This is a genomic window from Streptomyces sp. NBC_00873, assembly GCF_045207415.1.
Classification (GTDB): Bacteria; Actinomycetota; Actinomycetes; order Streptomycetales; family Streptomycetaceae; genus Streptomyces.
Genome location: NZ_CP108803.1, coordinates 6,637,691 through 6,652,217, shown reverse-complemented (window position 1 = coordinate 6,652,217; position 14,527 = coordinate 6,637,691). Strand labels below are relative to the sequence as shown.

At 70.9% G+C, this 14,527-nt stretch carries 10 protein-coding genes and 2 pseudogenes; 10 read left to right on the top strand and 2 right to left on the bottom strand.

Annotation, left to right across the window (positions count from 1 at the left end):
• Nucleotides 1-54: 54 nt before the first annotated feature.
• The 5 genes and pseudogenes from OH809_RS30705 to OH809_RS30685 form a co-directional block, all read left to right on the top strand.
• The gene (locus OH809_RS30705; protein WP_359118397.1) at nucleotides 55-678 is read left to right on the top strand and encodes a GntR family transcriptional regulator; all 624 of its coding nucleotides are present in this window, start codon (nucleotides 55-57) and stop codon (nucleotides 676-678) included.
• 259 nt (nucleotides 679-937) lie between these two features.
• Nucleotides 938-3,607: a pyruvate dehydrogenase (acetyl-transferring), homodimeric type gene (gene aceE / locus OH809_RS30700; RefSeq protein WP_406418766.1), complete on the top strand. Its 2,670-nt coding sequence runs from the start codon at nucleotides 938-940 to the stop codon at nucleotides 3,605-3,607.
• A gap of 138 nt (nucleotides 3,608-3,745) precedes the next feature.
• Nucleotides 3,746-4,717, top strand: coding sequence for a helix-turn-helix transcriptional regulator (locus OH809_RS30695; protein ID WP_406418768.1), 972 nt, complete (start codon nucleotides 3,746-3,748; stop codon nucleotides 4,715-4,717).
• A gap of 61 nt (nucleotides 4,718-4,778) precedes the next feature.
• A complete protein-coding gene (locus OH809_RS30690; protein WP_406424890.1) occupies nucleotides 4,779-5,300 on the top strand; it encodes a DUF4240 domain-containing protein in 522 nt (173 codons plus the stop codon).
• 138 nt (nucleotides 5,301-5,438) lie between these two features.
• Nucleotides 5,439-5,813 (top strand): annotated as a pseudogene (locus OH809_RS30685) (TetR/AcrR family transcriptional regulator); the annotation flags it as partial.
• Here OH809_RS30685 and OH809_RS30680 read toward each other — a convergent pair.
• Together OH809_RS30680 and OH809_RS30675 are read right to left on the bottom strand one after the other, a co-directional pair.
• Nucleotides 5,789-6,304 carry a GNAT family N-acetyltransferase gene (locus OH809_RS30680; protein ID WP_406515938.1) on the bottom strand — a complete coding sequence of 172 codons (516 nt, stop codon included), beginning with the start codon at nucleotides 6,302-6,304 and terminating at the stop codon, nucleotides 5,789-5,791. The pseudogene OH809_RS30685 and the gene OH809_RS30680 overlap by 25 nt on opposite strands.
• A 33-nt stretch (nucleotides 6,305-6,337) precedes the next feature.
• Nucleotides 6,338-7,852 (bottom strand): annotated as a pseudogene (locus OH809_RS30675) (MFS transporter).
• A 248-nt stretch (nucleotides 7,853-8,100) separates the two neighbouring features.
• Here OH809_RS30675 and OH809_RS30670 point away from each other — a divergent pair.
• The 5 genes from OH809_RS30670 to OH809_RS30650 all read left to right on the top strand — a co-directional run bounded on the left by OH809_RS30670 (nucleotide 8,101) and on the right by OH809_RS30650 (nucleotide 14,481).
• On the top strand, nucleotides 8,101-8,772 hold the full coding sequence (locus OH809_RS30670; RefSeq protein WP_406418772.1) for a GntR family transcriptional regulator: 672 nt from the start codon (nucleotides 8,101-8,103) through the stop codon (nucleotides 8,770-8,772).
• 61 nt (nucleotides 8,773-8,833) lie between these two features.
• Complete coding sequence (locus tag OH809_RS30665; RefSeq protein WP_406515937.1) at nucleotides 8,834-9,733, top strand: TIGR01777 family oxidoreductase; 900 nt, start codon at nucleotides 8,834-8,836, stop codon at nucleotides 9,731-9,733.
• Between the two features lie 170 nt (nucleotides 9,734-9,903).
• On the top strand, nucleotides 9,904-11,217 hold the full coding sequence (locus tag OH809_RS30660; protein ID WP_406418776.1) for an NAD(P)/FAD-dependent oxidoreductase: 1,314 nt from the start codon (nucleotides 9,904-9,906) through the stop codon (nucleotides 11,215-11,217).
• 205 nt (nucleotides 11,218-11,422) lie between these two features.
• Nucleotides 11,423-12,199 (top strand): glycoside hydrolase family 20 zincin-like fold domain-containing protein, encoded by a 777-nt coding sequence (locus OH809_RS30655; protein ID WP_406418778.1) that lies wholly within the window; start codon nucleotides 11,423-11,425, stop codon nucleotides 12,197-12,199.
• A 17-nt stretch (nucleotides 12,200-12,216) separates the two neighbouring features.
• A complete protein-coding gene (locus OH809_RS30650) occupies nucleotides 12,217-14,481 on the top strand; it encodes an alpha-L-fucosidase (protein ID WP_406515936.1) in 2,265 nt (754 codons plus the stop codon).
• The last annotated feature ends 46 nt before the right edge of the window (nucleotides 14,482-14,527 follow it).

The following is a 14,527-nucleotide window of genomic DNA, read 5'->3' as shown; positions in this document are numbered from 1 at the left end:
TGCCTCGCCCGCACCGGTCGGACCGGCAGCACCGGTTTCCCCGAAGGAGCCCTCATGACCCCGCCCGTCGTCCACTCGCTGCGCGAACAGATCCGCGAGCACATCGTGGACGGGATCGTCAGCGGGCGCTGGAAGCCGGGCGAGCGGATCGTGGAACGCCGGATCGCCACCGAGCTGGAGGTCAGCCAGACGCCCGTACGCGAGGCGCTGCGGGAGTTGGAGACCCTCCGGCTGATCGAGTCGGCGCCCAACAAGGGCGTACGGGTCCGGAATCTGACCGCCGCCGACCTGGAGGAGTCCTACCCGGTACGGGCCGGCCTGGAGCAGATCGCGGCGGAGCTGGCGGCTCCGGCGCTCGGCGAGGACTGCTCGCGGCTGTCGCCGCATGTGGCGGCGCTGTACGAGGCCGACCGGCTGGCCGACGGCGAGGCACAGGTGCGGCACACGGTGGCGTTCCACCGGGAGTTGGTGCGGGCCGCCGGGAACGCAGTACTGCTGCACACCTGGGAGGGTCTGGGCATCGAGGTGTTCACGGCGCTCTCGATCCGGTGGCTGGGGACGGTGCAGAAGTCGTACGCGGAGGAGCACGAGGCGCTCATCGACGCGTTCCTGCGCAAGGACCCGGACATCGGTGTGCTGGTGAAGGCGCATGTCCTGGGATGCGCGCCGCGCGCCTGAGACAGGTACGCAGATGCGTGGTCGGGGCGCTCAGCCGTGCAGGCGAGCGCCCGGATTCATCGCATTTCTGACGTCACTCCGTGCCGTGAAACAGGGCACCGGATGCCAATTTCTTCATATCGAGAAGTTTTGCCCTTCATTCTTTGATCGATCATCGATCAGCGTTTTACAGTTCACTCCGCGGGCCCACCGGCCCCATCGCCCTGTCCTGCCAGTCAGGGCCTTTCTCCACCCCCCTCCTCTCCGGAAGGCGGCGATCATGACCGACCCCGTAGGAAAGCTTCCGAGCGAGCTCGACCAGCTCCCGGACCGTGACCCGGAGGAGACCGCCGAATGGGCGGCCTCCCTCGATGCCGTCACCAAGGCCGCGGGCCCGCACCGCGCCGCGTACCTGATGCGCCGCTCGCTGCAGCACGCCGAGGGCGCCGGTCTCGCGCTGCCCAAGCTGCTGGAGACCGATTACGTCAACTCCATCCCGACCGCCGCCGAGCCCGCGTTCGACGGCGACCTGGAGATGGAGTCCCGGATCACCGCCTGGAACCGCTGGAACGCGGCCGCGATGGTCACCCGCGGCTCCCGGTTCGGCGTCGGCGGCCACATCGCCACCTTCGCCTCGGCAGCCTGGCTGTACGAGACAGGCTTCAACCACTTCTTCCGCGGCAAGGAGGGGGACGGCTCCGGCGACCAGCTCTACATCCAGGGCCACGCCTCCCCCGGCATCTACGCCCGCGCCTTCCTCGACGGCCGGCTCAGCGAGCAGCAGCTCGACAACTTCCGCCAGGAGACGGGCGGCGACGGTCTGCCGTCCTACCCGCACCCCAGGCGGCTGCCCTGGCTGTGGGAGTTCCCCACCGTGTCGATGGGCCTCGGCCCGCTCTCGGCGATCTACCAGGCGCGCTTCAACCGCTATCTGGCCAACCGCAACATCAAGGACACGTCGAACTCGCATGTCTGGGCCTTCCTGGGCGACGGCGAGATGGACGAGCCCGAGTCGACCGCCGCCCTCGCCCTCGCGGCGCGTGAGCGGCTCGACAACCTGACCTTCGTCATCAACTGCAACCTGCAGCGCCTCGACGGTCCGGTCCGCGCCAACTTCCGCGTGGTCCAGGAGCTCGAGGGCGCGTTCCGCGGGGCCGGCTGGAACGTCATCAAGACGCTCTGGGGCAACGCCTGGGACGAGCTGTTCCAGCTGGACACCACCGGTGCGCTGGTCCGCCGGCTCCGGGAGGTCCCGGACGCGCAGTTCCAGACGTACGCCACCCGCGACGTCGCGTACATCCGTGAGCACTTCTTCGGTGCCGAGCCCGCGCTCGCCGAGCTGGCGAAGCTGCTCACCGACGCGAAGATCGCCGAGTGCTTCTACACCTCCCGCGGCGGCCACGAGGCCCGCAAGGTGTACGCGGCGTACCGGGCGGCCGTCGAGCACAAGGGTGCGCCGACCGTGATCCTCGCTCAGACGGTGAAGGGCTACACGCTCGGCAAGGGCTTCGAGTCCAAGAACGCCAACCACCAGATGAAGAAGCTGACGGTCGACGAGTTCAAGGGCATGCGCGAGCTGCTCGGACTCCCGATCCCGGACAGCGCCTTCGCGGACGGCCTGGTGCCCTACGGCCACCCGGGCGCGGACTCCCCCGAGGTCCGCTACCTCCAGGAGCGCCGCGCCGCCCTCGGCGGCCCCGCCCCGGCCCGCCGGGTGCACGCGGTGGCGCTGCCCGAGCCGGAGGAGCGGGCGTTCGCCGCGCTGAAGAAGGGGTCCGGCAAGCAGGAGATGGCCACCACGATGGCCTTCGTGCGCCTGGCCAAGGATCTGATGCGGGACAAGGAGACCGGCAAACGCTGGGTGCCGATCGTCCCGGACGAGGCCCGTACCTTCGGCATGGAGTCGCTGTTCCCGTCGGCCGGTATCTACTCGCCGCTGGGCCAGACGTACGAGCCGGTCGACCGCGACCAGCTGATGTACTACAAGGAGGCCAAGGACGGCCAGATCCTCAACGAGGGGATCACCGAGGCCGGGGCCATGGCGGACTTCATCGCCGCGTCGACGTCGTACGCGACGCACGGCGAGACGATGATCCCCTTCTACATCTTCTACTCGATGTTCGGCTGGCAGCGGACCGGCGACCAGATGTGGCAGCTCGCCGACCAGCTCGGCAAGGGCTTCATCGTCGGCGCCACGGCCGGCCGGACGACGCTGACCGGCGAGGGCCTCCAGCACGCGGACGGCCACTCGCACCTGATCGCGGCCACAAACCCGGCGTCGCTCAACTACGACCCGGCGTTCGCGTACGAGATCGCGGTCATCGTCAAGGACGGTCTGCGGAGGATGTACGGCCCCGAGGCCGAGAACGTCTTCTACTACCTGACGGTCTACAACGAGCCGAAGCCGCAGCCCGCGATGCCGGAAGGCGTCGAGGAGGGCATCGTCAAGGGGCTCTACCGCTTCAAGGAGGGCACGCCCGGCACGGCGGACGCGCCGCGCCTGCAGCTGCTGGCCTCCGGCACGGCGATCCACTGGGCCCTGGAGGCCCAGGAACTGCTCGCCGCGGACTGGGGTGTCACGGCCGACGTCTGGTCCGCCACGTCCTGGGGCGAGCTGCGCCGCGAGGCGCTGGAGTGCGACGAGGCGCTGCTCCACGGCGAGCAGCGGGTGCCGTACGTGACCCAGGCGCTGGAAGGCGCACCGGGCCCGGTCCTCGCGGTCAGCGACTGGATGCGGCAGGTGCCGGACCAGATCAGCCAGTGGGTGGAGCAGGACTGGTCCTCGCTCGGCACGGACGGCTTCGGTCTGTCCGACACGCGTGACGCGGCCCGCCGCCACTTCGGGGTCGACGCGCAGTCGATCACGGTCGCTGCGCTGGCCCAGCTGGCGCGGCGAGGCGAGGTGACCGCGTCCGCGGTCAAGGAGGCCCGGGAGAAGTACGGGCTGTGAGGTGAGGGCAGCCGGGTACGCCCGGCTGCCGTGCCGCCCTCCGGCTCCGGGCGGGCTCGATCTTCGGGCCTGTCCGGAGCCGGAGGGCATTTTTTTGCGAGCCCGCCCGGCGATGGAGGGCAAGGCAGACTTGTCCCCATGCGTGCTGCCCGGCTCATCAAGATGGTGCTGCTCCTCCAGTCCCGGTCCGCCATGACCGCCACCGAGCTCGCCCGGGAGCTGGAGGTGTCCGAACGGACCGTCGCCCGCGACGCCCAGGCACTCTCCGAGGCGGGGGTTCCCGTGTACGCGGACCGGGGCCGGGCCGGCGGGTACCGGCTCGTCGGCGGGTACCGGACCGGGCTCACCGGGCTGGCCCGTAACGAGGCCGAGGCGCTCTTCCTCTCCGGGCTGCCGTCCGCGCTGCGCGAGATGGGGCTCCACGACGCCGCGTCGGCCGCCCGGCTCAAGGTGTCCGCCGCGCTGCTGCCCTCGCTGCGGGACGCCTCCGACACCGCCGCCCGGCGCTTCCACCTGGATGCACCCGGCTGGTATCAGGAGCCCGTCACGCCCGAGTTGCTGCCCGCCGTCGCGCAGGCCGTCTGGGACGACCGGATGGTCGGCGCCCGCTACCGGCGCGGCGGTGCGGGCGGTGAGGTCGAGCGGGAGCTGGCGCCGTACGGACTCGTTCTCAAGGCCGGGGTCTGGTACGTGTGCGCCCGCGCCGGGACGGAATTCCGGGTGTACCGGATCGACCGCTTCACCGCCGTGGCCGTGTCGGACGAACGGTTCGTACGCGACGACGACTTCGATCTGCCGGGCTTCTGGGACGAGCAGGCCGCGCGGTTCGCCCGCTCGATCCTGCGGACCGAGGTGACGGTACGGGTGTCGGAGGCGGGGGTAGGCCGACTGCCGCACACCATGGACCGTTCGGCGGTCCGGGACGCACTGGACGCGGCCGGCCCGCCCGGCACCGACGGGTGGCGGACCGTCACCCTGCCCGTGGAGTCCCTGGAGGTCGCGTACGACCAGCTGCTGTCCCTGGGACCGGAGTTGGAGGTCCTCGAACCGCCCGCGTTGCGGAACCGCTTCGCCGCTGCCGCCGAACGGCTGAGCGGCCTCTATCGCTGAAGGCTTCTTTTCGGTGTCTCCGCGTGCATCGCCTGCCGCCAAGGCCGATGCTTGACCCGTGATGGACGAGACGGAGTTCTGGGAGATCATCGACAGCACCCGCGAGGCCGCCGATGGCGACCCCGAGGACCATGCCGACCTGCTCGTCGACCGGCTGGTGCAGCTCGATCCGGAGTCCGTGCTGGACTTCGCCCGGCACTTCGAGGCCCGCTACAACCGCGCGTACCACTGGGACCTGTGGGGCGCCGCCGCCGTGCTGCTCGGCGGCGCGAGCGACGACGCCTTCGACTACTTCCGGTGCTGGCTGATCGGCCAGGGGCGGGAGGTCTTCGAGGGGGCGGTGCACGATCCGGACAGCCTCGCCGAACTGCTCGACGAGTTCGACGAGGAGATCGACGGGGACGCCGAGGATCTCGGCTATGCGGCCGACGAGGCGTACGAACAGCTCACCGGCGTCGTCACGCCGGACCTCGGCCTTCCGCCGCAGGCCGCCGAGCCGCAGGGCGCCCCCGTCCGCTTCGAGGACGACGTGGCGCTGGCCGAACGCTTTCCCCTGCTCTGGGAGCGGTTCGGCTCCGGCTGAGCCGCCCCGTCCCCGCTGTGGGCAGCCGGGTTCAGAAGTGGGTGCCGCCGTCGACGCGGATCTCCGTGCCCGTGATGAACGCACCGTCCTCGCCACCAGCAGCCGTCCCTCACCGAGCGCCGCAAGGCCGCGACCCAGCTGGACATCGCGCGTGCGGCCGCCGCGCTCTTCGCCGAGCGCGGGCCGGACGGCACCACGGCGAAGGACATCGCCCACCGGGCGGGCGTCGCGCTGCGCACCTCCTACCGCTACTTCCGCTCCAAGCAGGACGCGGTGGGACCACTGCTCTCCGGCGGCGCCGAGCGCCGGCGCGCCCTGCTCGACGCGGCCGGTCCGGGTGTCCCGCCGGCCGAGGCGCTGGAGGGTGCGGTCACGGACGTGCTCAGCCCGCGCGACGAGCACGCCGCGGAGCAGCTCGGCTGGACGCGCGGTCTGCTACGGGCGGCACAGGACGATCCGGCGCTGCGCGCCGTGTGGTACCGGGTCAATCAGGCGAGCGAGCGGCCCATCATCACGTCGTCGACGTAGCGCCCGCCCAGGAAGAACTCGCCGGGCAGCACCCCCTCGACGACGAACCCCTCCGACGCGTACAGCGCCCGGGCGGGCGCGTTGTGTCCGAGCACCCGCAGCGTCATCCGGTTCGCCCCCTCGTTGCGGGCCAGCGCCAACGCGGCCCGCAGCAGCCCTCGGGCGACACCGCTGCCGCGCGCCCAGTCGGCCACGGCGAGGCCCTGTATCTGGCGCACATGCGTGTTGCAGGCGAGCGGGGTCGGCGCGACGACCCGGATGTAGCCGGCGATGCGTATCTCACCCGCCGGATCCTTCGCCTCGGCCACGAGCAGTTGCTCGGGCCGGTTGCGGTCGTTGAAGAACGGCTCGTACGGCGGGTGCGGCCGCGGCGCTACGGCGTGGAGGGTCGACCACGTGGCCCGGTCGAGCTCCCCGAGAGCGGTGTCGTCGGAGAGAACGGCGGGGCGCACGGGGCGGGTGGTGAGCTCAGACATGGGCGCCACTGTGCCACGACCCGCCCGGTCACGTCATCGCATATCTGCCGGGCGCTCGGCGGAGCCGAACGGGAAGCGGCGGCGGAAGTCGTCGGCCGCGTCCTCCAGGGTGCAGAAGCTGACGCCCTCGTGCCCGGAGACGTACTCGATGAAGCGTTCCAGCATGAGGAGCACCTGCGGGCGGCCACTGACGTCCGGGTGCAGGGTGATGGGCAGGACCGCGTAGTCGAGCTCACGGTGGACCCAGTCGAACTGGTCGCGCCAGTCCTGCTCCAGCTGGCGCGGGCTCACGTACCCCTGGCTGTTGTGCGCGTGTTTGTTGAACATCATGGGCGGCAGGTCGTCCACGTACCAGTTGCCGCAGAACTCGACGAGGTCGACCTCGTGACCGTGGACGAGGGGTTTCGCGGTGGCGCCGACGATGAAGCCGACCGCGATCGGCGTGATCATCCCGGCGATGTTGCCGGAGAGGTTCATGGCTCCGCCGACGACTCCGGCGTTGGCCCGTCCGGCGAGCACGGACGGCAACGACCAGTACAGACCTGCCCAGCGAAGGAAGAAGAGGACGACGGAGAGGAGCGCGACCGCCGTCATGGCGTCGGGCACCAGCACCACCCCGAGCAGTCCGGAGACGACAACGATCCCGGCGACGCCCATCATCGTGCGCATCACCGTGTTGGCTCCGGCGCCCTTGGCCTTCCAGCGGTCGGAGGTCCAGCCGCCGATCAGTTCGCCGACGAAGCCCGCGCCGAAGATGACCAGGGTCGACCAGCCGATGGTCGCGATGTCGAAGCCCTTGGACTCGGAGAGATAGAGCGGGCCCCAGGTCAGCAGTCCGTAGAAGACGCCGTTGAAGCCCATCCAGCCCAGACACATGGCCCAGAACGAGCGGTACTTGAGGTACGGCAGCAGGCCGGTGCGCACATCGGCGGGGCCCGCGGCGTCCTCCTCGGCGTGTGCCCGCTCGATGTAGGCGGCCTCGGCGGCGTTGACGCCGGGGTGCTAGGCGGGCGTGTTACGGATGTACCAGCCGGCGTACAGGCCGGCGGCGACGGTGAGGGCGCCCGCGACGAGGAAGCTGATCCGCCAACTGCCCGTCCAGCCGATCAGCATGGAGATCACGATGCCGCCGAGCGCCGCGCCGAGCGGGGCGCCGCCGTCCAGGAGAACCGCGCCCCGGCCTCGCTCCTTGGCGGGCAGCCACTGGGCGTTCAGCTTGCCGCCGGCCGGCATGACGGGGGCTTCGACGGCGCCGAGCAGCAGCCGGAAGCCGAGCAGTGACCCCGCGCCGCCGGCGGCCGCGGTCAGCCCCTGGGCGACTCCCCAGCCGACGCAGGCGCCGGAGACCATGCGGCGGGCGCCGAACCGGTCGGCGAGCCACCCGCTGGGGATCTGCATCAGCGCGTACGTCCAGAAGAACGCGCTGAGCAGGAAGCCGGTCGTCTCCTTGGAGAGACCGAGGTCCTTGGTGATCAGCGGCAGCGCGACGGAGACGGAGCCCCGGTCGATGTAGTTGAGCGCGACGACGCCGAGCAGCAGGACGAACATCTTCCAGCGCACCCGGGTCGGGCGGGCACCGTCGCCCGCCGGGCGGGCGCCGGATGCGCCGGCTCTGCCCGCGGTCGCTGAGGTGCGGGACGTACTGGTCATGGCAAACCCTCGAATCACTGATCGGACAGGGTGAGCAGCGGCTCCGGCCGGGCCGTTCCGCATTTTGGTATACCAAAGAATGCAGACGCCTCCCGAGGTCGTCAAGGGTTTGGTATACCGTGAGCGAATCGATACATGGAGGACATGTGAGCCGGACCAACACAGGTACTGAGACGGCCAGTTCACTGACCGGCACGGTGTGGCTGCGCGACCAGGTCTGCGAGGGGCTGCGCGACCGCATCATCGCCGGGCGGCTCAAACCGGGCGACCGGCTGGTCGAGCGGGATGTCGCCGAGGAGTTCGGGGTCTCCCGGGTCCCGGTGCGCGAGGCGATCCGCATCCTGCTCGGAGAGGGCTTCCTGGAGGCGCTGTCGCCGCGCCGCATCGTCGTCAAGCAGCTCTCCCGGCAGGACGTGGAGAACCTCTTCGACATGCGCGAGGCGCTGGAGGTGCTCGCCGTCCGACGCGCCGCCGAACGAGCCACCGACAGCCAACTGCAGGAACTGGCAGCCCTGTTGGAAACAGCCCGCCGGGCCACCCTGTCCGGCAGGCCGGAACGCATCTCGCGCGCCAACACGGCCTTCCACCACCACATCGTCGAGCTGTCCGGCAATGAGCTGCTGGCCACCACCCTGGAGTCGCTGGAGGGACGGCTGCGCTGGCTGTTCCAGCAGATCGACGACCCGGGACCGCTCTGGGAGGAGCACCGGCTGCTGTCCGCCGCCATCACCGCGGCGGACAGCGAGGCGGCGGCGGTCTGCGCCCTGCGGCATGTGCGCCACTACCGGGATGTCGCCCTACAACTGCTGTTCGAGTGATTCGGGCATGACGAGTGCTGGGGGCGAGGCACCCCGTGCGCCGCTGCGGCAGGATGGGGCCATGGTGTACTCCCGTATCGCTGTCACCGGATCCACCGGACTCATCGGAGCCGCGCTGGTGCGCTCGCTGCGCGCCGACGGACACGAGGTCGTACGCCTCGTCCGGCACCCGGCGCGCGCCGGGGACGAGGTCGAGTGGGATCCGAAGCGGGGTTACGTCGACGGGGCGGGCCTGGTCGGCTGCGACGCCGTCGTCCATCTCGCCGGCGCCGGGGTCGGCGACCACCGCTGGACGGAGGAGTACAAGCGGGAGATCCGGGACAGCCGGGTGCTGGGCACGGCGGCGATCGCCGAGACGGTGGCCTCCCTCGACGTACCGCCGAAGGTGCTGCTCTGCGGGTCGGCCATCGGCTACTACGGCGACACCGGGGACCGCGCGGTCGACGAGAGCGCGCCGCACGGCACGGGCTTCCTGCCGTCCGTCTGCGTGGACTGGGAGGCTGCCGCGGCTCCGGCGGCGGCGGCAGGCATCCGGACGGTGTACGCGCGCACGGGCCTGGTCGTCGCCCGGGAGGGCGGGGCCTGGGGGCGGCTGTTCCCGCTGTTCCGGGCGGGGCTCGGCGGGCGGCTCGGCAGCGGGCGCCAGTACTGGAGCTTCATCGCGCTGCACGACCACATCGCGGCCCTGCGGCACCTCCTCGACACGGAGTCGCTGTCCGGACCGGTGAACCTGACCGGCCCCGGCCCCGTGACCAACGCCGAGGTGACAGCGGCGATGGGGCGCGTGCTGCACCGTCCGACGCTGTTCACCGTCCCGGCGCCCGCACTCCGGATCGCCCTCGGGGACTTCGCGGAGGACGTGCTGGGCAGCCAACGGGTACTGCCCGCACGGCTGCTGGACTCGGGGTTCACCTTCGCCTTCCCCGGCATCGACGGCGCCATTCGCGCGGCGCTGCACTGACCACGCACAGTCGAATCACACGGATGTGCGACCCCGTGCAACGGTGCCCCGGACCGCGCGCGACTGCGCCCGCACCGGACCCCTCCTAGCCTCGTGGCGAACTCGGGCATTCCGGGGGCCTGTTGGGGGCAAGAGCCTCCCAGCAGTTGCGCCGACTCGGGGAGGGGCACGTGCTCAGCACGGCACACCACGCGGACGTCGTCATCATCGGTGCCGGGATCGCCGGCCTGTCAGCAGCCCATCAATTGACCAGTGCAGGGGTCAGCGTCAGCGTCCTGGAGGCCGGTCCACGCGTCGGCGGCCGGATGACCACCGAGGAGGTGGACGGGTTCCGGCTCGATCACATCGGCCCGCTCCTCAGCACCTCGTATCCGGAACTGCGCGCCGCGCCCGGCCTCGAAGGGCTCCTGCTGCGGAGCTTCGCTCCGGGGGTCCTCGTCCACAGCGAGGGCCGCCAGTACCGGACCGGCGATGCGCGCCAGGTACGGAGCGCGCGGGGCGCATTCAAGGCGGCGCGCGCCCTGGCGAGCGCCCCCCGCCCGCCGATGGGCGGGCCGATCGACCAGGCCAGGCTCGGCGCGGCCCTCGCCCGGCTCGCGACCACCCCGGCCGCCCGCATCCTGGCCCGGCCGGAGCGGACCGCGCTCGCCGCCCTGTCCACCCGCGGCCTGCCCTCCCGTACGGTCAACGGCTTCCTGCGCCCGCTGCTCGCCGCGCTGCTCAGTGACCCCGGGCTCACCACATCGAGCCGGTGCGCCGATCTCGCCCTGCGCAGCTACGCGCGCGGCCGGCTGTGCGTACCGTCCGGCGGCTCGGCCACGCTGCCCGAGCTGCTGGCGGCGGCCCTGCCGCCCGGCACCGTGCGGACCGGCGTCCATGTCACCGCCGCCGACATCACCTCCGTACGCACCAAGGAACACGGTGAACTGGGCTGCCGTTCCCTGCTGCTGGCCACGGGTGCGAGCGCCGCCGCCGAGCTGCTGCCCGGTCTTCGGGTGCCGCCCTTCCATCCGGTGACGGTCCTGCACCACACCGCCCCCGCTCCCCCGCCGACCGGCGCCTCACTACTGCTGGACGCCGACCGCTCGGGCCCGGTGGCCCACACCTGCGTGATGAGCGAGGTCGACCCCTCGCGCGCCCCGCACGGCCGGACCCTGATCACGTCGACGGTGCTCGGCACCCCGCCGCCCGATCTCGACCGCTCGGTCCGCACCCATCTCGCCGCGTTGTACGGCACCCCAACAGGCGACTGGGAACTGCTGGCCGCCCACCACGACCCGGAGGCGGTCCCCGCCATGCCGCCCCCGCACGATCTGCGCCGCCCGGTCAGGCTGCTCGCCGGGCTGTATGTGTGCGGCGACCACCGGGACACGAGCACGGTGCAGGGCGCCCTGTTCTCAGGCCGCCGCGCAGCGCACGCCATCCTCGGCGATCTGGGCATCCGGCCCGGCCACCTGGAGGCGGAGCTGCGCGAAGCGGCCTGAGAGGCTGTCGGGCTGCCTCTGAGTCCGCCCGCGCACATCCTGCCCCGGTCCAGCCGATCCCAACCCCCCCAACACCTCTTACAGATCGGATCTCTCACCCCACCTCCTATTTTCGGGAGTGGTCCACACCACTCCCGCAAACACCCTTGTCGCGCGACACACTTACCGCTACGGTCCTGGCGAAACCGGACTTCAGGAGACCGTAGTGCGCCGAGTCACGCCCGTTCTGCCGCTCCTCATAGCTCTAGTCATCGGATCTATCACTCCCGTCGCGGTGGCGAACGAGCCTCCGGACGAACCCGCATCGAGCACAGGCACCACAACGGCCGCCCCAGGGCCGCCCGTTGTTCCCCGACCGACCCAGTGGACCGAAGCGGGCGGCCACACGCAGCTGTCGGCGGGGACCCGCATCCTGGTGGACCCCCGGTCCCGCTCCACGACCGCGCTCCCCTCCGGGCGGGCCGAACTCCCGGGCCCCGCACGGCAGTCCGTGCAGGACCTGGCCAAGCAGCTGCGTACGGAGGTGGCCCAGGTCAGTGGGGTCGCTCCGGCCGTCAGCAGCGACATCCGGCACGCGCGGGCCGGCGACATCGTGCTGACGCTCACCGAGCACGGGGCACTGGGCGCGGAGGGCCACCGGTTCGAGAGCACGGACGCCGTCCGCATCGAGTCCGCCTCCACCCACGGCCTGTTCTACGGGACGCGCACGCTCCTGCAGCTGCTGCGCACCGCCCCCGATCACCTCACCGTGCCGAAGGCCGTCTCCACCGACCAGCTGACCTGGGTCACCGAGCCGGGCCGCACCACCCTGTACGCGAACGGCGAGCGCGTCGGCACGGTCGACGCGTCCATCCCGCTCCCGCTGCGCTCGATCGGCACCGAGAAGGCCGGGCTACGCGGAGATCTCGACGAAGTCACCACCTGGGACGAGGCGTTGAGCCCCGAACAGGTCCGGGCCGACTACGCGCACCACGACCGATGACCCGAAGGGAACCCGCAGTGACCCGCACCCACGCCCATGCCCGTACCCGTACCCGTACCCGTACCAGACTCGTCGGAGCGACGGCCCTGGCGGCCCTCGCCGGCCTCCTGACCACCCCGGCCTCCGCCTCGCCCGAACCCCCGTCGAAGGACTACGAGCCGACGGTGGAGTCCCTCAACAGCCACCCCACGCCGACGTGGTTCAACGACGACAAGTTCGGCATCTTCATCCACTGGGGCGCCTATTCGGTGCCCGCCTGGGGTCCGCGCGGCAGCTACGCCGAGTGGTACTGGAACTACATGAACAGCAAGGGCAGCGCCACCAACACTCATCAGAAGGACACCTACGGCACGGCCGCGAACTACGACGACTTCATCGGCCAGTGGAAGGCCGAGAAGTACGACCCGGACGCCTGGGTGAAGCTGTTCAAGGATGCCGGTGCCAAATACTTCGTGCTGACCTCCAAGCACCATGAAGGCGTCGCACTGTTCGACAGCAAGGTCAGCGGCCGCGACACCGTGGACCTCGGCCCGAAGCGCGACCTGGCGGGCGACCTGTTCAAGGCGGCACGCAAGGACACCGAGGGAGGGCAGCTGAAGGCAGGCTTCTACTACTCGCTGTACGAGTGGTACAACCCGTCGTACACCGGCAGCCAGGTCCGCAACCCGTACACCGGCGCCGAAGTCCCGTACACCGGCGCCCCGTCGGTCAAGGACTACGTCGGCGACTACATGGTCCCGCAGCTGAACGAGCTGGTCGACCAGTACGATCCCGACATCATCTGGTGCGACGGACAATGGGACAAACCCGCGTCGTACTGGAAGACCGCGCCCGTCATCGCCGACTACTACAACCGCGCGAAGAACCGGACGCACCCGAAGGAGGTCGCGGTCGCCAACCGCTGCAAGATCGAGACCGGTGCGCTGGACAGCAAGGAACTCGACTTCCAGACACCCGAGTACACGGTCAAGCCGGACATCGACCCGAACAAGTGGGAGGCGAGCCGGGGCATCGCACACTCCTACGGCTACAACCAGAACGAGCCCGAGGAGGACCACCTCACCTCCGACCAGCTGATCGACTCGCTCACCGACATCGTCAGCAAGAACGGCAACCTGCTGCTCGACATCGGCCCGCGCGCCGACGGCACCATCCCCGAGATCCAGCAGCAGCGACTGCTCGACATCGGAGCCTGGCTGAAGATCAACGGCGAGGCGATCTACGGGACGACCTATTGGCACCATGCCGAGGAGCCGACCGGAGACGACAAGGTCCGCTACACGGTGAAGGACGGCACGCTGTACGCGACCGCGCTGGAGTGGCCCGGAGCCGAACTCACCCTCGGCGCCGACACGCCCGTCACCGCCGACTCCCGTATCACCCTGCTCGGTTCGGACGGCAGCGCACTCCCCTGGCACAAGGACGCCGCGGGCCGCGTGATCGTCGAGACACCGAAGGACGGGGCGTCGGCCACCAGGAGCACGAGCGCGTACGTCTTCAAGGTCACCACTCCGGGCGTGAACACCCTCGTCCGCACGAGGACCGAACTGCCGAAGGAGCTCAACCCCGGACACGCCGCCGACGGCACCCTGACCCTCACCAACACCGCTCGCACGCGCGCACCCGGGACCGGGATCGGGTTGTCCGGACCCGAGGGCTGGACCGTCACCCCGGTGGCCACCCGCGTGCCCCCACTGTCGCCCGGCGCCGACGCGAAGGTCCCGTTCACCGTGACGCCGCCCGCTTCCGCGGCCCCCGGTACGTACACACTGAACATCACCCTGCGCCACGGCCCTCTCACCACCACCACGGCGGTCAAGGTCAGGGTGGCCCCGGAGAACCTCGCCCGGAACAAGCCGGCCACCCAGAAGAGCACCGCGTGGGACGCCCCTGCCTCCCGCGCCGTCGACGGGAACACCGACGGCTCCTTCGGATCGGGCTCGGTGACCCACACCGCGGAGCCCTCGTCGCAGGCGTGGTGGCAGGTCGACCTGGGCGCCTCGAAGTCACTGTCCGCAGTCGACATCTGGAACCGCACCGACTGCTGCTCCGACCGGCTGAAGGACTTCTGGGTCCTGACCTCGGACACCCCGATCACGGCCGACGGACTCGACGAGGCACGGACCGCACCCGGTGTGACGGCGGTCCGTGTCACCGGTCAGGCCGGACGGCCGTCCTCCGTGCAGCTCCCGGCGGGCACCTCCGGCAGGTACGTCCGCGTGCAGCTGACCTCCGGCACCAACCCGCTGTCGCTGGCGGAGGTCGAGGTGCGCGGGCACTGAGAGAGCCCTGCCGAAACGGGTGGTGGCCCGGACCGATCGCTCCCGG

Excerpts from the sequence above, each read along its gene's own strand:
- OH809_RS30705 (WP_359118397.1), top strand. The coding sequence starts at position 55 with ATGACCCCGCCCGTCGTCCACTCGCTGCGCGAACAGATCCGCGAGCAC.
- aceE (WP_406418766.1), top strand. The coding sequence starts at position 938 with ATGACCGACCCCGTAGGAAAGCTTCCGAGCGAGCTCGACCAGCTCCCG.
- OH809_RS30695 (WP_406418768.1), top strand. The coding sequence starts at position 3,746 with ATGCGTGCTGCCCGGCTCATCAAGATGGTGCTGCTCCTCCAGTCCCGG.
- OH809_RS30690 (WP_406424890.1), top strand. The coding sequence starts at position 4,779 with ATGGACGAGACGGAGTTCTGGGAGATCATCGACAGCACCCGCGAGGCC.
- OH809_RS30680 (WP_406515938.1), bottom strand. The coding sequence starts at position 6,304 with ATGTCTGAGCTCACCACCCGCCCCGTGCGCCCCGCCGTTCTCTCCGAC.
- OH809_RS30665 (WP_406515937.1), top strand. The coding sequence starts at position 8,834 with ATGGTGTACTCCCGTATCGCTGTCACCGGATCCACCGGACTCATCGGA.